23 protein-coding genes are annotated in these 22,105 nt (G+C 31.6%); 11 read left to right on the top strand and 12 right to left on the bottom strand.

Annotated elements, in window-relative coordinates; all coding sequences use genetic code 11:
* Positions 1-128 precede the first annotated feature (128 nt).
* The 8 genes from accC to IM532_RS03475 form a co-directional block, all read right to left on the bottom strand.
* The gene (gene accC / locus IM532_RS03510; protein WP_194182066.1) at positions 129-1,487 is read right to left on the bottom strand and encodes an acetyl-CoA carboxylase biotin carboxylase subunit; all 1,359 of its coding nucleotides are present in this window, start codon (positions 1,485-1,487) and stop codon (positions 129-131) included.
* Between the two features lie 16 nt (positions 1,488-1,503).
* The gene (gene accB, locus IM532_RS03505; protein WP_194182065.1) at positions 1,504-1,980 is read right to left on the bottom strand and encodes an acetyl-CoA carboxylase biotin carboxyl carrier protein; all 477 of its coding nucleotides are present in this window, start codon (positions 1,978-1,980) and stop codon (positions 1,504-1,506) included.
* 128 nt (positions 1,981-2,108) lie between these two features.
* Positions 2,109-2,306, bottom strand: a complete 198-nt coding sequence (rpmF, locus tag IM532_RS03500) for a 50S ribosomal protein L32 (RefSeq protein ID WP_194182064.1) — start codon at positions 2,304-2,306, stop codon at positions 2,109-2,111.
* A 46-nt stretch (positions 2,307-2,352) separates the two neighbouring features.
* Complete coding sequence (locus tag IM532_RS03495; protein ID WP_194182063.1) at positions 2,353-2,922, bottom strand: YceD family protein; 570 nt, start codon at positions 2,920-2,922, stop codon at positions 2,353-2,355.
* Positions 2,923-2,993: 71 nt separating this feature from the next.
* A complete protein-coding gene (gene pdxA / locus IM532_RS03490; RefSeq protein ID WP_194182062.1) occupies positions 2,994-4,067 on the bottom strand; it encodes a 4-hydroxythreonine-4-phosphate dehydrogenase PdxA in 1,074 nt (357 codons plus the stop codon).
* 12 nt (positions 4,068-4,079) lie between these two features.
* Entirely contained in the window at positions 4,080-4,559 is a 480-nt protein-coding gene (locus tag IM532_RS03485; RefSeq protein WP_194182061.1) for a hypothetical protein, read from the bottom strand.
* A gap of 20 nt (positions 4,560-4,579) precedes the next feature.
* Positions 4,580-4,963, bottom strand: coding sequence for a RidA family protein (locus IM532_RS03480; protein ID WP_194182060.1), 384 nt, complete (start codon positions 4,961-4,963; stop codon positions 4,580-4,582).
* Positions 4,964-4,978: 15 nt separating this feature from the next.
* Positions 4,979-7,561: a putative LPS assembly protein LptD gene (locus IM532_RS03475; protein WP_317172976.1), complete on the bottom strand. Its 2,583-nt coding sequence runs from the start codon at positions 7,559-7,561 to the stop codon at positions 4,979-4,981.
* Positions 7,562-7,704: 143 nt separating this feature from the next.
* Between IM532_RS03475 and IM532_RS03470 the strand changes: the two genes are divergently transcribed.
* From IM532_RS03470 to IM532_RS03420, 11 genes are all read left to right on the top strand, one after another.
* The gene (locus IM532_RS03470) at positions 7,705-9,000 is read left to right on the top strand and encodes an N-acetylmuramoyl-L-alanine amidase family protein (protein WP_228063643.1); all 1,296 of its coding nucleotides are present in this window, start codon (positions 7,705-7,707) and stop codon (positions 8,998-9,000) included.
* A 53-nt stretch (positions 9,001-9,053) separates the two neighbouring features.
* Positions 9,054-10,028 (top strand): MlaD family protein, encoded by a 975-nt coding sequence (locus tag IM532_RS03465; RefSeq protein WP_194182058.1) that lies wholly within the window; start codon positions 9,054-9,056, stop codon positions 10,026-10,028.
* A 41-nt stretch (positions 10,029-10,069) separates the two neighbouring features.
* Positions 10,070-11,395 (top strand): 4Fe-4S dicluster domain-containing protein, encoded by a 1,326-nt coding sequence (locus IM532_RS03460; protein WP_194182338.1) that lies wholly within the window; start codon positions 10,070-10,072, stop codon positions 11,393-11,395.
* A 73-nt stretch (positions 11,396-11,468) separates the two neighbouring features.
* Positions 11,469-11,903, top strand: a complete 435-nt coding sequence (locus IM532_RS03455; RefSeq protein ID WP_194182057.1) for an LNS2 domain-containing protein — start codon at positions 11,469-11,471, stop codon at positions 11,901-11,903.
* Positions 11,904-11,945: 42 nt separating this feature from the next.
* Positions 11,946-12,737 carry a (Fe-S)-binding protein gene (locus tag IM532_RS03450; RefSeq protein ID WP_194182056.1) on the top strand — a complete coding sequence of 264 codons (792 nt, stop codon included), beginning with the start codon at positions 11,946-11,948 and terminating at the stop codon, positions 12,735-12,737.
* Between the two features lie 126 nt (positions 12,738-12,863).
* A complete protein-coding gene (locus IM532_RS03445; RefSeq protein ID WP_194182055.1) occupies positions 12,864-13,331 on the top strand; it encodes a hypothetical protein in 468 nt (155 codons plus the stop codon).
* 112 nt (positions 13,332-13,443) lie between these two features.
* Positions 13,444-14,058, top strand: a complete 615-nt coding sequence (locus IM532_RS03440; RefSeq protein WP_194182054.1) for a LemA family protein — start codon at positions 13,444-13,446, stop codon at positions 14,056-14,058.
* Positions 14,059-14,060: 2 nt separating this feature from the next.
* On the top strand, positions 14,061-14,501 hold the full coding sequence (locus IM532_RS03435) for a TPM domain-containing protein (RefSeq protein WP_194182053.1): 441 nt from the start codon (positions 14,061-14,063) through the stop codon (positions 14,499-14,501).
* Positions 14,482-15,297: a TPM domain-containing protein gene (locus IM532_RS13765; RefSeq protein WP_194182052.1), complete on the top strand. Its 816-nt coding sequence runs from the start codon at positions 14,482-14,484 to the stop codon at positions 15,295-15,297. Before IM532_RS03435 ends, IM532_RS13765 begins: the two co-directional genes overlap by 20 nt.
* Positions 15,298-15,393: 96 nt before the next feature.
* Positions 15,394-16,761, top strand: a complete 1,368-nt coding sequence (gene dgt / locus IM532_RS03425) for a dGTP triphosphohydrolase (RefSeq protein ID WP_194182051.1) — start codon at positions 15,394-15,396, stop codon at positions 16,759-16,761.
* A 31-nt stretch (positions 16,762-16,792) separates the two neighbouring features.
* Complete coding sequence (locus IM532_RS03420) at positions 16,793-17,245, top strand: GNAT family N-acetyltransferase (protein ID WP_194182050.1); 453 nt, start codon at positions 16,793-16,795, stop codon at positions 17,243-17,245.
* Positions 17,246-17,321: 76 nt separating this feature from the next.
* On the opposite strand, the gene rodA is transcribed toward IM532_RS03420, so the two are convergent.
* The 4 genes from rodA to mreC are packed head-to-tail and all read right to left on the bottom strand — an operon-like array spanning position 17,322 to position 22,095.
* Complete coding sequence (gene rodA, locus IM532_RS03415; protein WP_194182049.1) at positions 17,322-18,866, bottom strand: rod shape-determining protein RodA; 1,545 nt, start codon at positions 18,864-18,866, stop codon at positions 17,322-17,324.
* Positions 18,835-20,745, bottom strand: a complete 1,911-nt coding sequence (gene mrdA / locus IM532_RS03410) for a penicillin-binding protein 2 (RefSeq protein WP_194182048.1) — start codon at positions 20,743-20,745, stop codon at positions 18,835-18,837. Before mrdA ends, rodA begins: the two co-directional genes overlap by 32 nt.
* Positions 20,742-21,257: a rod shape-determining protein MreD gene (gene mreD, locus IM532_RS03405; RefSeq protein ID WP_194182047.1), complete on the bottom strand. Its 516-nt coding sequence runs from the start codon at positions 21,255-21,257 to the stop codon at positions 20,742-20,744. The genes mrdA and mreD overlap by 4 nt, the downstream gene beginning before the upstream one ends.
* Positions 21,247-22,095: a rod shape-determining protein MreC gene (gene mreC / locus IM532_RS03400; protein ID WP_194182046.1), complete on the bottom strand. Its 849-nt coding sequence runs from the start codon at positions 22,093-22,095 to the stop codon at positions 21,247-21,249. Before mreC ends, mreD begins: the two co-directional genes overlap by 11 nt.
* Between the last annotated feature and the right edge of the window lie 10 nt (positions 22,096-22,105).

Genomic DNA, 22,105 nt, shown 5'->3' with positions numbered 1-22,105 from the left:
GTGATTAATTAGCATTAATTTATGATTTGTGAAATGTTTAAATCGTAACGATTTGATCAATTTTAATTATAAAAAAAAGTTCGGTTACCGAAGTGACCGAACTTTTTGTATTTTAAGGATTTATAATTTTAATCCATATCTGCATAAGAAGAATCATATACAAAATCTTCCATAAATTTAGTTGTGTAGTTTCCTGCAATAAAGTTAGGATCGTCCATCAACTGTAAGTGGAATGGTATTGTAGTTTTAATTCCTTCAATATAAAACTCACCTAAAGCACGTTTCATTTTCTGAATTGCTTCTTCACGCGTTTGAGCAGTTGTGATTAATTTAGCAATCATTGAATCGTAATGAGGTGGAATTGTATATCCAGCATATACATGCGTATCTACACGTACACCATTTCCTCCTGGAATATTGATTGATGTAATTTTTCCTGGAGAAGGGCGGAAGTCATTATAAGGATCTTCTGCATTGATACGGCATTCTATTGAATGCATTTGTGGATAATAGTTCCTTCCAGAAATAGGTTCACCAGCAGCTAACATAATTTGTTCGCGCACTAAATCGAAACCTGTTACTTGTTCTGTAATTGGGTGCTCTACTTGGATACGAGTATTCATTTCCATAAAGTAAAAATCACCGTGTTTGTCAACTAAGAATTCAATTGTACCTACACCTTCATACCCGATGTATTCTGCTGCTTTTACAGCTGCAGTACCCATACGCTCGCGTAAGTCATCTGTCATGATAGGAGATGGAGTTTCTTCTACTAACTTTTGATTACGACGTTGGATAGAACAATCACGCTCTGATAAGTGACAAGCTTTTCCGAATTTATCTCCAGCAACTTGAATCTCTACATGGCGAGGTTCCTCGATTAATTTTTCCATATACATACCATCGTTTCCGAAAGCTGCAGCAGCCTCTTGACGAGCAGATTCCCAAGCATGTAATAAGTCTTCTTCTTTCCAAACAGCACGCATACCTTTACCACCACCACCGGCAGTTGCTTTAAGCATTACAGGGTATTTAATATCGCGAGCGATTACTAAAGCGTCTTCGTAGCTGTCCAATAATCCTTCTGATCCTGGAACAACTGGAACACCTGCTTCTTTCATTGTAGCTTTTGCATTGGCTTTATCTCCCATACGGTCGATATGCTCTGGCGAAGCTCCAATAAATTTAATTCCGTTTGTTTGGCAAATTTTAGAGAAAGTAGCGTTTTCAGATAAGAAACCATACCCTGGGTGAATAGCATCTGCATCAGTAATTTCTGCTGCAGCAATAATACTAGACATTTTTAGGTAAGAATCTTTACTTTGCGCAGGACCGATACAAACTGCTTCATCAGCAAAACGTACATGTAATGACGTCTCATCAGCTTTAGAATATACAGCTACGGTCTTGATACCCATTTCTTTTGCAGTACGAATTACACGCATTGCAATTTCTCCTCTATTTGCTATTAATATCTTTTTGAACATAGCTAAATATTATAGATTAAGATGGGTCAACTAAGAATAAAGGTTGATCGTATTCTACAGGAGTAGCATCATCAACTAAGATTTTTACAATTTTCCCAGAAACCTCTGATTCAATTTCGTTAAATAATTTCATTGCTTCAACAATACATAAAACTTTTCCTGGTGCAATAGTATCACCAACGCTAACGAAAGCATCTTTACCAGGTCCAGAAGAACGGTAAAATGTTCCGATCATTGGAGATTTTACTGTAATGTAATTATTGTTTTCATCAGTAGCTGGTGCAGTAACCTCTGTAGTAGTTGCAATTGCCGGTGAAGATACAGCAGGAGATTGAACTTGTTGAGGAACATAGTAAGCTTGTGGAGCTGGTTGATTTGAAATCCCATGTAGGGTTTTAATTTTAATTTCAATATCTTCTTGCTTAATGCTTACTTCAGCAACTTCTGCCTTAGAGACAAATCTGATTAAATTTTGAATGTCTTTAATATCCATGATAATGCGGTTTTTTAAAATTAAATTTAAACGTTACTTTTTATATTAAACGAAACAAATGTATTTAAAAAAAATAAAAAAGCTGCTTCTTTTGTTGAGAAACAGCTTGAAATCTTTCTAAGATGATATTATTCAGTAACTTCTTGTACTTTTTCTAATACTACTTTTCCTTTGTAGTATAATTTACCGTCAGTCCAGTGTGCTCTGTGGTATAAGTGAGCTTCACCTGTCGTTTTATCGATTGCTATTTGTGGAGCCTCGATTTTGTAGTGTGTTCTACGTTTATCTCTTCTTGTTGACGACTGTCTTCTCTTAGGATGTGCCATATCTAACTACTTTTTTTCTTTTTTCTTTATATTATTACTAAAAACCCTATGGTTTTAAATCTTTTAACTTTGCCCAACGTGGATCGATGTCATCATCATTCTCATCGTCTTCGTTACTATCATCGTTTTGATCTTCAATATGCTCTAAATCATAAATGCTGTACTCATCTAATAATTCAGCAGTTTCAGGATCAATATTGCCTTCTAAAACTTTAGGATGTAATCTTTTTAATGGAAGAGATGTCATTATTAACTCATAAATAAGTTGTGCAATGTTTAATTCATACTCATCAAATGGAATAATCCAAATTTCACTATCGGTATTGTCAAATTCGTGGCCAAATTTAACAATTAATTTGACTTCATTTGAAATTTTTTGATCAAATTTTTCACCCGTTACGTCACAAACAACATTAATTGTCCCATTTATCTGGAAAATTAGTTCTAACATGGTTGATTTTTTCTCAAAAGCAACCGCTATTTTAAACGCTGGGTTATCAAAATCTGTCTCAATTTCGAACAAATCAAAGAACGATTGTGATATTTCATACTCAAATTCTGTAATTCCTAATGGTAATCCAGAAAATATAATGTTATAATTTTTCAGTTTGTCCATATCACGAAAAGGTTCGCAAAGATAATTTTTTTCTTTTAAATAAAGAACTCTTTGCTAAATATTTTAATTTTTTATTCTCTATTCTCGCCTTTTTCTAGTTTTAATGGGATATGCTGAAGAATATCTTTAGTTAATTCAGCATAATCTAGGCGATTTTTATATAATTCCATTGCTAAAAAAATAGCCTCTTTAAAAGATTCATTGTTAGCAATTCCTTTTCCAGCAATGTCATAAGCTACTCCATGATCAGGAGATGTACGTACATATTTTAATCCAGCTGTATAGTTTACTCCTTCATCAAATGCGATGGTCTTAAATGGGATTAAACCTTGATCATGATACATTGCTAGGACTGCATCAAAAACATCTAAATTTGAAGGATTAAAGAAACTATCAGCAGAATATGGGCCGTATACTAATTTGTTTTCAGTTTTACAGCGCTCTATTGCAGGATTTATAATTTCTTGTTCTTCTGTTCCTAATAAACCATTATCACCAGCATGTGGATTTAACCCAAGTACTGCAATTTTTGGTTTTTCTATGGTATAATCTTCAACTAAACTTTTATAGATTTGCTGAATTTTATTGTAAACATTTTTCTTTGTAATGCTTTGTGCTACTTTAGCAATTGGTATGTGTTGAGAGACTAAACCTACTTTTATTTTTTCTGCTACTAAAAACATTAATGGTTCTCCACCCCATACTTCGCCTAAGTATTCTGTGTGTCCTGGGAAATGGAATTCCTCTGACTGAATATTATCTTTGTTAATAGGTGCAGTAACTAATACATCTGTAAAGCCATCTACTACCGATTGTGCAGCTGCTTTTAGCGATTGATAGGCATATTCTCCAGCTTGTTTAGTTACCTTTCCGAATTGAACGTCAATTTGATCTTTCCATAAATTAACAATATTTATTTTTCCATCGATAATTTGATTTACATCTTGTATTCCTTGAAAATTGATGCGATCAAGTTTTAATTTATCTTTTTGATGTGATAATAATTTAGTAGATCCAAAAATTACAGGTGTAAAGAATTCTGTAATATCTTTATCAACTAAAGTTTTTAAAATAATTTCAATTCCAATTCCATTGTAGTCTCCAATAGATATGGCAACACGTATTTTTTTATCTTTTTCAGACATATTTTTGTTTTATTAGTAGGATTGAGAAATTGGTTTCTTCTTTCGAAAGAATTTTTTATAGATAATGTCTATAATTAATCCTCCTATCCATGAAAATAAGAATAGTACTGGACATATTGCAATTTCGTACCATGTGGGATGGTATGGAGTGAAAATAATATCTCCAAAGGCTACTAATAATAGAATAAATCCAATTAACATTGAATAAGCTTGTTTTGCTTTTCTAACGATAATAGCTGTTACGATACCCCCGCATAAAGCTGCAATACCAGATGATAATAACATTAATCCAAAAAAATCTATTTCGAATTGTTTCCCATCACCTTTTGTGAAATATTTTATAATATGTCTCCATTCCGGAAAAACTTTTTCATCTGTCCATCCTAATCTTTCAGCATTTAATGTAATTCCTAAATTTACGATAAGATATACAACTATCAAACCAGTAATTACACCAATTATATTCCTTAGTACAGTTTTGTCTTTTAGCATATTTATTGTTTAGTTCTCAGTTATGCAATTGCAATCACTGAAATTTCTACGTTTACATCGCGAGGTAAACGTGCTACTTCTACACATTCTCGTGCTGGGTAATTAGTATCTGTAAAATAAGATGCATATACCTCGTTTACCTCATTAAAGTCATTTAAATCCTTCACAAAAATTGTAGTTTTCACAATATTATCAATTGATGTTCCGGCAGCTTCTAAAATAGCTTTTACATTTTTCATTACTTGGTGCACTTCATCTTTTATTCCTGTAGTAACTAATGCTCCTGCTTCTACATTAAAAGGGATTTGTCCAGAAGTGTATACAAATCCATTATATTTTACACCTTGAGAATATGGTCCAATTGCTTCAGGTGCTTTTGCTGTGTATATAATTTCTTTTTTCATATTGTTTGTGTTTTTTTAAAATCTAGTTCTTGATCTATCGTTATATTTTAAATCGCTTAGCATAGATGATTTTAAAGCAATCATAAATCCGTAATACTTATATCTTCCCATTGGCACCCAATTGAAAGACATTCTGAAACTACGTAGATCTCTTTCTAATCCTAAATTAAGCATTGTAATTTTATTATCTACAAAATCGTAATTTGTACTTACATTAATATTCCAAAAAGGAGAAGGTTGTACAGAACCATTCAACATTATAGAACCTGTATGATTAGCCTCTCGAAGAGTTCCTTTATTATAAGTATAATTTAAAGAAGCATTTAAACTCCAAGGAATTGCGAAATGTGCATAATTTTCATCATCAAAATAGAAATTTTCATCTCTAATCTCTCCACGTTTTTTATAGTTTTTTGGTTCAAACTTCTTTCCTCCAAATGTAGAATTGTCAAAAGAATAACCAGTTCCTATTTGAAAATTAGTTAAACGAGGCATTACCAATTCATCAATATATTTACCTGCATTTTTGCCAGGTTCAAATTCTAATTTATAAGGGTTAAATTGACCACCAAATTGTACATTAACTTTTCTATCCATAAATGTGGTTGTACCAGACATAGATATTGGTGAAAGTTTAAAACTCTCTGCTGAAAAATTATAAGATGATGAAAATCGTAAAGACTCAAATATTTTTACTTTTTTATACCCTTTTGGGTCGCTGTCGTCTTTTACCTTTAATTCTAAATTAGTTAAAACTCCAAAATTTAAACTATTCGTCAATTGAGGAATTGATGTGCCGTATAAAGCTTGTTCAAATTGATTGTACCAAACATCTTCTTTGTCTTGTCCAAGAGGAACAACTAAAGAGGTATTGTCTTTTTGGTATTTGCTATAATATCCCCAACTTGGGTCTTGAAAATTAGGGTTATAAGAGAATCCGATATTAGGACTGATTACATGACGTATACCCTGAATTTTTGCATTTTTATTACTATTAATAAATGTACCGTAAATATTAGTAGAAATACTTGCATTTATATTAAAGGTTCTATAAGCACTAAAACCTTTAATTCGCGTATCTATTGTGCGTTGATTTATAGGGTTATATGTTCTTAGAATTTTTTGATCACTCCACGTTTCATTGTACGTAGAAGTTAAACTTAAAGGAAAATAGTTTGCTAATGTAACCGCTGTTGATAAATTAACACGATGACTTGCTCCTAAACGAGATTGTTCATCCCACATTTTTTTAGTAAAAATATCCGTGTCATTAGTTCTAATTTCATTTGCTGCTTGTAATGTGTAATCTAAACCTAAATTTTGGATCAATCCTTTTTTTGCTCCAGCTTTTGGCGCAAATGGGTAGATACGTGTCATATTAACATTTAATCGCGGAGCGGTTAATGTAATATTATTATTTGAATCAGATATAATTTGACTCGTTGGCTGAGTTAATAACTGAGAGTGTCCCATACTTAGTGTTGCAGAGAAGGGAGAATCTCTAAACTTCTTATTTAATGTAATAGAAGAGTTGATGTTATTTGTATATACTTGATTATTCTCGATGTACTGCGTACTAATCGAATTTTGATAATATTTAGAACTTGAGAAATTTACATTCGCATTAAACTGAGTGTAAGGATTTGATTTTGGATCTTGTTGATGCGACCAACTTACACCAAATAAATCATTTTTGTTATAGGCATTATTTCCAGTTGTTAATCCTTTTATTCCACTAATTCTTTTCTCAAAATTAGCTGCAAAGCGTCCCGAAAACTTATAATTCTTTTTATAAGTACTCTCAGTACGCAGACCCCAACTACCTTTTGTATAAATATCTCCTGTCATTTTAATATCGAAATATTCACCAACTGGTAAATAAAATCCAATACCTTCAACAAAAAATCCTAAATCAGATCTTTCTCCAGGACGTGGCATTAATATACCTGCAGATCTCTTACTTCCTAGAGGTATATAAGAAAAAGGTGCAACTAATGGGGTTGGTATGTCATATATACGCATATTAATAGGACCAGTAATTAAAACTTTCTGATCACCATTATCTAATAATTTTCCTGGCGAAGCACGTAATACGAAGTCCGGATCTTTGGTTTTCCCGTCTTTAAAATAAGTATCCGTTGTATAATCTGCACGATGCAGATACATCACAGAATCATTTACACGTTTTACTTTATCAGCAATAATTACTCCTTCACCTTCAGTCATGCGTACATTATATGCAATACCGACCTTGGTTTTGAAATTCACTTTAAAAGCATCTTGGAAAAACTCTTGATTACCTTGTACGAATTTTGTTTGCTCTGTTATTTGACCAATAGAATCGCGCTTACCTTCGGCATATACATCTCCTGTATTCCAGTTCAATTCAATATAATCAGCATATATAGACATATCTCCATACGTTACACGCGAGTTGCGTAAAAAATACGAAGTACGTTTCTTTAGGTCATGTCTTTCGTCATCCGACTCTCTATCTACTATAAATTCTATTTTCTCTTTAACAGGTATAATAGTATCTAATTTTATAGAATCAGTGACTACTTTTGAGTTTCCATTTTTATCATTATTTTTATCCACCTGAGCAAATGTAATTGTACAAACCAAGGCCGGGCTAAAAAATAATATGGATTTAAATGCGTTAGTAAACAAATTGAAAAACTTATTTTTTATAAATTGCGTCAAAATTAATCAAAAAAACAATCCTAATTATGAGATTAAAAATGATTAACATACAAAAGTATTTATTTTTTGCAATGATGGTGCTTTTTTCTACACTTTCATTTGCACAAAAGAAAACTAATTTTGTAGTTGTTATAGATGCCGGCCATGGAGGGAAGGATGCAGGAGCGAGGGGAGTTGCTGATTTAGAGAAGAATATCGCGTTAGATGTTGTTTTAAGATTTGGAGCGATGATAGAAAAAAATCATCCAGATGTTAAAGTAGTATATACAAGAAAAACAGATGTATTCTTAGAACTTTGGGAAAGAACTCAAATTTCTAATAATAACAAAGCAAATTTATTTATTTCAATTCACTGTAATTCTGCAACGAATTCTTCTGCAACAGGAACAGAAACATTTGTGATGGGATTAAATAAAATGAATCAAACAGATGAGGTTTCAAGACGAGAAAATTCAGTAGTATTCTTAGAAAAGGATCAAGAAAAATACGAGAAATTTAATCCTAATGATCCAGAAGCTGTTATTGCTTTCGAAATTATGAATGCAGCTTACAAAGAACAATCAATTCGTTTTGCAGATTTAGTAGAAAAATCTTTTGTAAACAAACAAGGAAGAAAAAGTAGAGGGGTAAAACAAGCAAATTTTCACGTTCTTAGAGGGAATGCTTCTCCATCTGTTTTAGTAGAATTAGGATTTATTTCTAATTACGAAGAAGGTACATATTTAGCTTCTGATGCAGGTAAACAAGCTTCAACTGAAGCTATTTATGCGGCATTTAAAGAATATAAAAAAGAATTTGATCGTCGTTCAGGAATTGTTTCAACTGATGAAAAACCAAAACCTGTAAAAGTTGCCGAAAAACCTTTAGAAGGAAAATCATTAAAAGTTAAATTTCTAGAAACAACGCTAAAATATTCAATATCATCTCCACAATTAAAAGGATTAACTGATGTGGAAATTGTTCAAGATGGATCAAAATACGTATATTACTACGGAAATACCAATTTACAGTCAAGAGCGGATGAATTATTGAGTGTTGTAAAACGTAAAGGTTTTACAAAAGCATCCATAGTAGAGTTTGATTTAAATAAAAGATTAGATGGTCAAAAAAATTATCGTGTATTATTTATGACATCTAATAAAAAATATAAAGATAGAGATGATCGCTTTAACGGATTGTCTAACGTGTTAAGAGTGAAGAGTGGAGGGATGTTTAATTATTATTTTGGAACTGATAAAACATTAGATTCTGCACAGAAAACATTAGAGGCTGTTCAGAAAAAAGGTTTCAGAAACGCATTCGTTGTTACTTTTAATGGTGAAGAACCTTTGTAATATTGACCAGTTCTATCTAAATTATAATTAATTTTGCAAAAACATTCTTAAAAGTGAAAATTTCAAAAGAAGCCAAAATAGGTGTCGCAGTTTTAGTAACATTAGTGAGTTTTTTTATCTTATTTAATTTTTTAAAAGGTAAAAATCTGTTCACTTCTGGTAGAGTATTTAAAGTAAAATACGAAAACGTTAGCGGGCTTGCACCATCTAAACCAGTTACAATTAACGGTCTTAGAGTTGGACGTGTAGAAGATATCGTTATTATTGATGATCAACAACCGATATTCTTCGAAGTATTAATTTCTGTAGAAAAAGATGTACAATTTTCTAAAAATACAGTAGCAGAAATTTACGAACCAGGAATTATGTCTGGTCCTGAAGTTAGATTAATCTTAGATTATGGAAAAGATATCGCGAAAGATGGCGATTTCTTACCAGGTCGAGTTTCCGGTGGTTTATTTGCAGGTATTACAGAGCAATTAGGCCCAACACAAACAAAAATTGATTCAGTTTTAATTACCTTAAATAAAACTTTATCAGGTGTAGAAACGATGTTAGATGAAGAAAATAAACAGAATTTGAAAGTTTTATTAAAAAACATGAATAATACTGTTAGTTCTTTTGATGCTACTGCAAAATCAATCGAAAGAACATCTAATTCTGCAAATGGATTAATCACAGCAAATGGTAAAACAATCACCCAAACTTTAAATAATGCTAATACTACTTTAACGTCAACTAAAGCTACTATTGAAAAGTTTGGAAAAACAGCTGACAAGATCAACGCAATGGATCTTGAAACAACGATTAAAAACTTTGAAAATGCGTCTAAAAACTTAAATGTTTTATTGGATGACATTAATAAAGGGAAAGGATCATTGGGTAAATTAGCTAAAGAAGACAATATTGCAAATGAATTGCAAGCAACAATTAAAAGCATGAATGCGTTGGTAGAAGACTTAAAGAAAAATCCAAGTCGTTACGTTAACATTTCAGTTTTTGGTAAAAAGCAAGTAATTCAAGAATAAAACTAAAACCAAAAAACTCACAAAAAAAACTATAATAAATGATGAATTACATTCCTAATGTAATCTTTGCACTTATCATGATTGGTTCGTTATGGTTCTTTTCACAAAATGTGAAGAAAATTATACGAAACATCAAGTTAGGTAAGAAGATCGATCGTTTCGATAATCCATCGGAACGATGGGCTACAATGGCACGTGTTGCCTTGGGTCAAGGTAAAATGACAGTAAGACCAGTCGCAGGATTTTTGCACATTATTGTGTATGTTGGATTCTTACTAATTAATATTGAAGTTGCAGAAATCATAATCGATGGATTGTTTGGGACACATCGTGTACTAAGTTTTTTAGGCGGATTTTATGATGCAATGATCGGATTCTTTGAAGTTTTAGCTTTCTTAGTTTTAGTATCATGTGTCATTTTTTGGATTCGACGTAACATTGTTAAAGTACAGCGCTTTTGGAAACCAGAAATGAAAGATTTTCCTAAAGATGATGCCAACTACATCTTATTTATGGAAGTTGCCTTTATGTTCGCATTATTAACGATGAATGGAGCCGACCAAGTGTTGCAACAAATGGGAGCAGAACATTATCCTGTTGCAGGATCTTTTCCTATATCATCATGGTTAACTGCGCCAATTTTAAGTCATTTTAATGATGTAACATTTCTTACAATTGTAGAAAGAGCTGCATGGTGGTTTCATATCATCGGTATATTTTTCTTCTTGAATTATTTATATTATTCAAAACACTTACATATCATTTTAGCTTTTCCAAATACATGGTTTTCTAAATTAGAACCCAAAGGAGAATTTACAAATCTTGAATCTGTAACAAATGAGGTAAAATTGATGATGGATCCTAATGCAGATCCTTTTGCGGCTCCAACGGAACCTGTAGGAGAACCAGAAACTTTTGGCGCGAAAGATATATTTGATCTTAACCAAGTTCAATTACTAAATGCTTACACATGTACAGAATGTGGACGTTGTACGTCTGAATGTCCAGCAAATTTGACAGGAAAAAAACTATCTCCTAGAAAAATTATGATGGATACAAGAGATCGTATAGAAGATGTAAGTAAAAATATCGATAAAAATGGAGGATTTGTAGATGATGGTAAAACATTAGTTAATGATTACATTTCTGCAGAAGAGTTATGGGCTTGTACATCTTGTAATGCATGTACACAGGCTTGTCCTATAAATATAGATCCGTTATCAATTATTATAGACTTACGCCGTTACTTAGTAATGGAACAATCTGCTGCTCCTAATGAGCTAAATATGATGATGACAAATGTCGAAAATAATGGAGCGCCATGGCAATTCAATAACGCTGACAGATTAAATTGGGTACAGGATTAAAATCCTGATAAAATTGTAAACTTATTCTCTCCCATTGCTATTAATTAATACACTATAACAAACAACAACACAAATGGAAGATTTCTTAAAGGAAAAAATTGAAAACGGAGAAAAAGTAAGTCCAATTTTACCAGACGATGTAAAAAATTATTTAATTGATATTGATGGAACAATTTGCGACGATATTCCTAACGAAGAACCCGAAAGAATGTTAACAGCAAATGTTTATCCAGATGCCTTAATCACCTTAAACAAGTGGTATGATGAGGGACATATTATTACATTTTTCACATCACGTACAGAAGAACATCGCGAGTATACTGAGATTTGGTTACAAAAACATGGGTTTAAATACCATGGTTTATTGATGGGAAAACCTCGTGGAGGTAATTACCATTGGGTAGATAACCATTTAGTAAAAGCAACGCGATATAATGGGAAATTTACCGATTTAGTTGAGAAAAATGTTTCCATCCAAGTTTTTGATGATGGGCAATACGATTCTTAGCTAAGGATTCACAAAGAAAACTAAAAGAACTACAAAAAAACTATGTCAAATATAACTGTGAAAACTATGGCTCAGTTCATGGCTGAAGGCAAACAACCAGAGGTTTTATTCTGGGTAGGATGTGCCGGAAGTTTTGATGATCGAGCTAAAAAAATTACAAGAGCATTTGTAAAAATATTAAATCATATAGGAGTTGAATTTGCAGTATTAGGAACTGAAGAGTCATGTACTGGAGATCCTGCAAAGCGAGCAGGAAACGAATTTGTATTCCAAATGCAAGCCATGATGAATATTGAGGTATTAAATGCATACGAAGTAAAAAAAATCGTTACAACTTGTCCTCATTGTTTTAATACCTTAAAAAATGAATATCCTAACTTAGGTGGGAATTATGAAGTATTACATCACTCTCAATATTTACAACAATTAATTGATGCAGGTAAATTAAAATTAGAAGGTTCTGAAACTTTTAAAGGGAAAAAAATTACTTTTCATGATCCATGCTATTTAGGTAGAGGTAATGATGTGTATGAAGCTCCTCGTGCTTTGATAGAGAAATTAGACGCAGAATTAGTAGAAATGAAACGCTGTAAGACGCGTGGATTATGTTGTGGTGCTGGAGGTGCGCAAATGTTTAAAGAACCCGAAAAGGGAAATAAAGACATTAATATAGAGCGAACTGAAGAGGCTTTACAAGAGAAACCTCAAATTATTGCTACAGGATGTCCTTTTTGTAATACAATGATGACAGACGGTGTAAAACATTTTGAGCAAGAATCAAAAGTAATGGTTAAAGATTTAGCAGAATTAATTGCTGAAGCACAAGACTTATAAAAATTATCATTTTTAAAATATAAAGCTATTCTGCAAAGAATAGCTTTTATTTTTAGAACTATTTTTTATGCAGTATTTAATCAAAAATACCGTAGTATATTTGTATAAATATTTAAATATTATACGATGAATTTAGCAGACAATTCAAGAATTTGGATTTTTCAAGCCAATCGTAAATTTTCTTCAGAAGAAAAAGAAACAATTACATCTAAATTAAAGACTTTTATAGCAGATTGGAATGCACATGGAGCAGCGCTTTTAGCAGACTTTGATTTGCCTCATGATCAATTTATAGTTGTTGGAGTTGATGAAAATCAAGCTATGGCAAGTGGTTGTTCTATAGATAAATTAACTAAAATTATGCGTGAACTAGATGAAGCGTATAATTTTGAGTTTTTAAATAGAATGTTAGTAGCATTTGAAGATAATGGAGAAATTAAAATAGAAAAATTACCAACTTTTAAAAAGAATGTAAAAGAAGGGGCATATACCAATATTAATATTTTCAATAATGGTATTTCGTCTTTATCAGAATTTAAATCTAAATGGTTGATTCCATTGGAGGAGAGTTGGGCAAAGAGTTTAATGAATTAGATTTAATGTAAATTTAATATAAAGAAGCCGCGCTTATCTAAGTGCGGCTTTATTTTTGCAATAATATTCGAGAAAAAAATTAACTTTACGAATATAACTATTATTTAAATATATGAAAAACAAAGGGTGTCTTATTGGTGGTGGTATTTTAGCTGCTATCGTAGTTTTATTACTAATTGTAGGTGGTTGGTTTGTATCCAAATATAACAGCATGGTTCCAATGGAAGAAGGTGTTAAAGCACAATGGTCTAATGTTGAAAATACATATCAAAAACGTTCAGATTTAGTTGATCAGTTAGTCGGGACAGTAAAAGGAGCGGCAAATTTTGAAAAAGAAACTTTAACCCAAGTGATAGAAGCTCGTGCAAAAGCAACTTCAACTCAGTTAAATTTAAATGATGCATCTGAATTGACAGAAGCAAATATTGCTAAATTCCAAGCAGCACAAGATCAATTAGGTGGTGCATTAAGTCGCTTAATGGTTTCTGTTGAAAAATACCCTGAGCTTAAAGCAAATCAAAACTTTCTAAACTTACAAGCATCTATAGAAAGTATGGAGCAAGAAGTTTTATTTGAAAGAAAAAAATATAATACATCTGCAGAAGGTTTTAATTCTCATATCAAAGTTTTTCCAAATAATTTCATAGCAAATTTAGGAGGATTTAAAGAAAAAGGATATTTCAAAGCAGCTGCAGGAACAGAAAATGCACCAAAAGTAGAATTCTAATTATGGGTAAAAAAGAAAATATATTTCTTACTACCAAACAAGAACAGAATATTATACAAGCAATACAGCGTGCAGAAAATAATACAAGTGGAGAGATTCGGGTTCATATAGAATTCGAATCTTCTACTGATCATTATGCTAAAGCATTAGAAGTATTTGAACGCTTGGAAATGTATCGTACGAAAGATCGTAATGCTGTTCTTTTTCATGTGTGTCCAACTGATCATAATTTCACAATTATAGGTGATGAAGGAATTCATGCACTTACGCCTGAAAATTTTTGGGACGAAATTAAAAATGAAGTTATTTCATACTTTAAAGAAGAGAAATATTCAAAAGGACTTTGTCGCGGAATAGAGATGACAGGAGACGCATTAAAACAATATTTTCCTTTTCAAAAGGATGATCAAAATGAATTATCGGATGAAATCAGCTACAGTTAAGTATTTCGTTCTTTCTTTTTTTATAGGTCTTGTATCATTATTTGGACAAACACCTTATGAATTAGTGGAATTAAAAAATCCACCAAAGAAATTGGTTCAAGATTATGCGCAGGTATTTGATGCCATGCAACTTAATAATCTTGAAAATAAACTTGTTGCTTATAATGATTCCACTTCTACACAGATTCTTGTTTTAACTGTAGAATCGTTAGAAGGTTATCCAATTGAAACATTTGCAAACGAAATTGGAGAAAAATGGGGTGTAGGTCAAAAAGGAAAAGATAATGGAATAGTTATCGTCTTAAGCGAAAAAGACAGAAAAATAACTATAAGAACAGGATATGCATCTCAAATACAATTACCACCTTCGATTAATAAATCAATTATTGATCAAATAATTATACCATATTTTAAAAATGGTGATTATGCTGAGGGTATAAATGCTGGTGTAGATACAATATTTAAATATTTTAATGGGAAATATAAGGCGGAACCAAAAGAGGATCAATACGAAGTAGATTGGTTTGCAACGTTTATATTACTATTTTTTATAGCTTTTATCTTGTACGCTATATTTGGTGGTGGAAAAAATAAAGGAGGTGGACGTGGAAATGGCGGACACAGACAAAGAAGTTTATTAGATGATGTTATCTTAATGAATACAGGCCGTTCTATCTTTGGAGGTGGAGGGTTTGGTTCTGGAGGTGGATCTTTCGGTGGAGGTTCTTCAGGCGGAGGCTTTGGTGGCTTCGGTGGAGGAAGTTTCGGTGGAGGTGGTGCTTCAGGTAGTTGGTAAACATCTTTATATTATAAAAAAATCCAAATTGTATTTTCAATTTGGATTTTTTTTATAATGACCATTAATCATTAAATTAGGATTCTAATTCAGCTTATGGATATTTTAAATCATATTTATACAAACCAAAGAAGCAACACAAATGACACTTCGGATGCAAGGTCTGAATATCAGCGAGATTATGATCGTATTATATTTTCTTCTGCATTCCGTCGTCTACAAAATAAAACGCAAGTATTTCCATTACCGGGAAGTGTTTTTGTACATAATCGGTTAACGCATTCATTAGAAGTTTCATCTGTCGGAAGATCGATGGGGAATTTAGTAGGGAAGTTTATTAAAGAAAATTATAATTTATCGGATGAGTCTTATGAGTTCTATAATTATAGTTTACATGATGTGATTTCTGCTGCTTGTTTGTGTCATGATATTGGTAATCCGGCTTTTGGACATTCTGGTGAAGATGCAATTGCTTCCTATTTTGATCGACACGAATCAGAATTAAAACCATTTTTTACTGAGGCAGAATGGGGTGATTTAATTAATTTTGAGGGAAATGCTAACGCTATTCGTATCCTCACGCAGCAACAAAATGGAAAATCTGAAGGTGGTCTTCGATTAACTTATTCAACCTTAGCTTCCATTGCTAAATATCCGTGTGAATCTGTTGCAAAAGATAAATCTAAACTACATCGAAAAAAATTTGGATTTTTTCAAGCTCAAAAAGATATATTCCACACAATAGCTTCAAAAACTGGAATGATTATAGAATCATCCTCGCCAATAATTTACAAACGTCATCCCTTTGTTTGGTTAGTAGAAGCAGCGGATGATATTTGTTACAGTATAATTGATGTTGAAGATTCTCAACGTTTAGGAATTATTGATCATGACAAATGTCGACGCCTTTTTTTAAACCTTGTGGAATCTTTAAATCCTGAACAAATCGAAAAAACAAAGTCTACATTAAAGGAAATTACCGATAAAAATGATCGAATTGCATATTTAAGAGCTAAATCGATTAATCTTTTGACCCAAAAGTCAGTTGAAGTTTATCAACAAAATTTTGAGTCAATTGCGAAAGGGGAATTTAATACGGCACTTTTAGATATTATACAGTATGAAACGGTAAATGAAACAAAAAAGGTATTGAATGAAATTCAACGTTTTTCGAGAGAAAATATTTATAATCATCGATCAGTGTTAGAAATTGAAAATGCAGGTTATAATGTAATGTCAGAATTATTATCTCAATTTATTCCACCAATTCTTAAAGATGAACATCATCGGAAAACGTTTGAAAAGAAAGCTTTGCGATTAGTACCTAATCAATTTTTGTACGAAAAAGGCACAAAATACCAAAAGGTAATGGGTATTTTAGATTATGTATCAGGAATGACAGATAATTATGCGACTGAATTATATCGTCGTATTAAAGGAATAGAAATAGGAATGACTATTTAGTTATTCAAACAATACTTCTAATACATTTTAAATGAATAAAGTTAAGATAAGAAAAGCAGGTAAAGAGGATTGTCCTCGTATATTAGAACTAATAAAAGAATTAGCCTTATATGAGAAAGCTCCAGAAGAGGTAACCGTTTCTTTAGAAGAAATGGAAGAGTGTGGATTTGGAAATAAACCAATTTGGGGGGCTTTGGTGGCAGAAATTAATCAAGAAATTGTAGGAATTGCTTTGTATTATGACCGTTATTCTACATGGAAAGGTAAAAGATTATACTTAGAGGATTTAATCGTTACAGAATCTATGCGTGGAGCTGGAATTGGTAAACTATTATTGGATGAATTAATTGTTTTTGCCAAAGAGGAAAAATATCATGGAATGGTTTGGCAAGTTTTAGATTGGAATAAGCCTGCTATTAATTTCTATAAAAAATATAATGCTGATTTTGATTCGGAATGGGTAAATGTTTCTATAAACTTTTAAATATAATTTAAAAAACTCGATCCTTTAGGATCGAGTTTTTTATTGCGTAAAATATAACGTGAAAGAATGATTTAAATTAAATCAAACTTTGATTTTGTTTGTAGTTTATGATTAAGAAAATACCTATTAGTATTGTAAATCCCCATAGCGAACTTCCCCCATAACTAAAGAATGGAAGTGGAATACCTACGGTAGGAAATAATCCCATTACCATTGCAATATTAATAAAGTAATGGAAAAATAAGATGGAGGCCACGCAATATCCATAAAAGCGAGCAAATCTATTTTTTTGCTTTTCTGCTATGTAAAATAGTCTACCAACGAATAAGGCATAAACTATGACTAACGCCACACTTCCTACAAAACCCCATTCTTCGCCAACTGTACAAAATATATAATCTGTCCACTGCTCTGGTACAAATCGACCTTTTTTTATCGTTCCTTGATTGTATCCTTTCCCTAAAAGTTCTCCTGAACCAATTGCAGTCTTTGAATATAATAGATTATAGCCAGAAGTATCTCTATATTTTGCTTCACCTTCATATAGAACCATTACACGCTCTTTTTGATGTTTTGGTAATTTTTCAAATACAATAGGAGAAATAAAACTTATAATACTTGTAAATAACAATACTACTATAGAACTAATTACACTAACAGTCATGATATTAGCCGCTACACCAGATTGTAATTTGAAAGGTGAAGAGCTGGTATCTTTTTCATAAGAAACCTTCATAATAACCACTGGAATAATAGATATAACAGCTCCTACACTACCATAAAGTAAGGTATTAAAAAAAGTAGCTTCTTTAAAAAATAATGCGTTGTTTGGAAATAAATGTCCGAAAGATAATCTTGTTTCTTCATCAAAATTACCCAATATAGCGGCAGTTCCAATTAATAGTAAGAAAAATATAAATAACCCTATTAATACCCCATGACACGCATCTTCAATTTCTTTGTTATACGTAAAAACTAATATTAAAAGTACAATAACTAATAAAATAAATCCGAAGAATAATAGGACGTAAAATGGTATTTGTACAATTGATATTAAGAAAATAATTAATACAACAATAGGACTTAGAATAACCCATGGTTGAAATCCTTCCCTGTATAATGGAATAGATAAGGAACAAAAAACTATAACTGAACCTAAATCTGGTTGTAATAAGATTAAGGATATAGGAATAATAACTACAATTGCAAGTTTAGCTAAAAAAGGTATACTTCTAAGATTAGAACTAGGGTTATTAATAAAATTAGCTAGTAATAAAGAAGTTCCAATTTTGGCAAATTCAGCGGGTTGAAGCGATACTGGTCCAAAACTATACCATGCTTTAGCACCATTAATTTCCTTTCCGAATATAAGTACACCTACGAGGAGAAATACAGATATAGCATATATTATAGGACTATATGTTTCGAAGAAATTTCTATTATTTCCGCTTATAACAACTAATCCTAATATCATACCTAAACCAAGTGTGAACCAAATAATTTGTTTGATTCCTCTTTCGCTATCAACACTGTAAACATTCATAATTCCAAAGATTAATAGGATTAATCCCAGAATAATTACAGTCCAATCAATTCCTTGTAACAATCTGTTTTGGCTCAATGCTTTCTTTTTTTACAGGTTCAATATATAATCCTTTTCGTTTCAAATAATTTATCCATTGACGGTCATATTCACTTTGAAAACTTTGATTTTTCATCTTAGTTAATAATGCTGGCCTTTTTATGGTATCATTAATGTATAATTCCGCTACTAAACTTGTCATTGGACCTGCCCATGTAGCTCCGTAATGGGCGTTTTCTACGATTGCAGCAACTACAATTTTTGGATTGTCCGCTGGAGCAATTAATACAAATAAGGAATGGTCTTGTCCTTGAGAATTTTGAGCAGTACCAGTTTTACCCATTTGTTCATATTCCTTTATTCGTAACGCACGACCTGTACCCATCGTAAATACATTTTTCATTCCTCGTAAAATTGTTGGGAAATATTTAGGATCCACCAAAGTTTTCTTCGGAATTATAAAATTAGAATCTTTTATAGGTTGACCTTCAATTTTTTGAACAATATGAGGTGTGAAAAAGAAACCTTGGTTGGCAATAGCAGCTGTAAAATTAGCCATTTGTAATGGAGTAGTATTAATATCACCTTGTCCCATACCGTTAAATATAATACGATATGGATTCCACACACCTTCTCCAAATCTATTATCATAGAAATCTCCAGTAGGCATTAATCCCTTGCTACCAACAGGTAAATCTGTTCCCATAAATTTTCCTAAGCCAAAGCTATTCATAATATTAGCCCATTCATTCATCCCTACAGAATAATCATTAGGATCTTTACGTACAATATCTCTGTAAGCTTCAGAAAAGTAATTGTTACACGATTTTCCAATTGCATGTTCTAATGTTTGAGGAGAATAGTATTGTCCACAGTGACATCCAATTTTCATACGACCATATCTAAAACCATGTTTACAAACATATCGTGTGGAGTCTGTCATTGTTCCCATTTGCATTCCAGCCAAAGCTGTTAGCATTTTAAATGTTGAACCTGGAGGATAAGATCCTTGTAATGCTCTATCAAAAGTAGGTTTTGAAATAGAGTCATTTATTAATGCATTTCTTGTTTTAGAGTTTAAGAAATCATTTGGATTTATCGTTGGTGCAGAGGCAAGTGCTAGAATTTCTCCTGTTTTAGGATCAATTGCTACAATAGCTCCACGTTTGTTTTGAAGCATTTCTTCTGCTAATTGTTGAAGTCTGTAATCTATTGTAAGATGTACAGTTTTTCCACTTTTTACAGGTCTATCATATTGCCCGTCTTTATATGGTCCAACAACATTCATCGTACGATCTACAATCCAGTTTTTTATACCTTTTACTCCTCTTAGGTCTTTTTCATATGATTTCTCAACACCTGTTATCCCAACAAAATCACCTGGTTGATAGTAAGTTGAATCAGACTTTATATAAGATGGGTTAGCTTCATTAATATATCCCAATATATTTCCAGCTGTATTTACCATGTACTTTCGTTCTGGTCTTTTTACAATGCTAAAAGCTGGATATAAATATAGTTGCTCTTGCATGCGAGCATAATCTTCTCGAGTAATATTTTTTTTGAAAGGGTAGGGCGAAAGTTTTTTAAAACCGTCAGCTTCTGTAATAGATGATATAATAGAATCGAATTGATTAACCGATACTCCTACTAATTTTGAAAAATTAGCTTTATCAAAGTCTTCACCTATTTTCATAGGGAGAACATTTAATTCGTATGAATATGTATTAGATACAAGTAATTTGCCATTACGATCTAATATATCGCCTCTATTAGGGTAGATGATTTCTTGTTTAATAGAAGTATTAAAAGCATTCAGTGTGTATCGATCTGTTAAAAGTTGAAGATATGCGAGACGTCCTATAAAAAGAAAAACTATAAATAGGATCAGCGCATAAACGACAATTAATTTTTTCATACTGAAATTTTATTTTTAAATAAAATTTTATAAATAATAACAAAGATAAAAGTTATCCCAGAACTAATAAGTGCGTTAGATAATACTTTTAAAATTCCAGTAAATTTAAAATTCTCAAGAACTAATAAAATTGAATGATGAAAGAATATTAATATAAGTAAATAGAATATCCATTGTGAAATACTAAATGTATTAAAATTAAAATATTCCATTTCAAAATTAACCTTTCCAGATAAAAGTTTTATAATTAAATTTCTATAGTATGCAATAAATGTAAGTGAGAATGCATGTATACCACCAGTATACTCTAATACATCTACCATTAAACCTAAAATAAAAGCTAGAAAAACAAGCAAATATCTATTTTGATATGGAGGAAAAAACAATACAAACACAACGTATATGTACGGTTGATAGCTACCCAAAAAATTTACATGGTTAAATATAAATGATTGAGCTAAAGCTAAAACGATAATTAAGAATATATTGAAAAAAAAATCTTTATTGTACATTGTTTATGATTGTGTCAGATTTCTCCACTTGTTTGATTTCCGTTTTGTTAAGATTTGTTACCACATATGCATGTGATAAATTTCCAAAATCTTGTCTTAATTTTACTTGTATTTTCAGTTCTCCAGATACATTATCTATAGCTTTACTGACTACAGTACCAATCATTAAACCTTCAGGGAAAACAGGAGATTTACCATCAGTTTCTATAGTATCGCCCTTTTCTACTTTTATGTATTTAGGGATTTCTATTAATTGTGCATAGCGAGCATCTTTTGCATCCCATACTAAAGTACCAAAATATTCTTCACCTTTTAGGCGAGCATTTATTTTAATATCTTTATTAAGTAGAGAAATTGCGCGAGAATAATTTTGTCCAGCAAATGTAATTATACCAATTACACCTTTATTTGTTATAATTCCGTCACCTTTTTCAATCCCATCTTTACGACCTTTATCAATCGTAATATAGTTTTGAGTTTTGATTATAGAATTATTAATAACCTCAGCAGGTATAAATGTATAAGTTTGCTGAAATCCTAAAGAATCTGTTTTAGTGAATTTTTTTGAACGAGCATCTTTTATTCCGAGATGAATTAAACGCTCACGTAGAACAGCATTTTCTTCTTGTAATTCTCTGTTTGTAGAAGGTAAATTCACGAAATTAGTTACAGCAGCTATTTTATCATTGGTAAAACCGGTGAATGATGTGCTTGCCTCTGCAAGAATTGTTTCGTGATAGATGTTTTTTCTAAAGACTAAAAACAATGCTATAAACTCTAAAAACATGAAAATAATAAATACTCCACTTTTTCTAATGGCATTTAGAATATATTGCATTGTTGTAATC

The organism is Faecalibacter rhinopitheci (assembly GCF_015234135.1).
GTDB classification, from domain to species: domain Bacteria; phylum Bacteroidota; class Bacteroidia; order Flavobacteriales; family Weeksellaceae; genus Empedobacter; species Empedobacter rhinopitheci.
The sequence above is the reverse complement of the archived record's forward strand: the minus strand, read 5'-3'. Positions and strand labels throughout refer to the sequence as shown.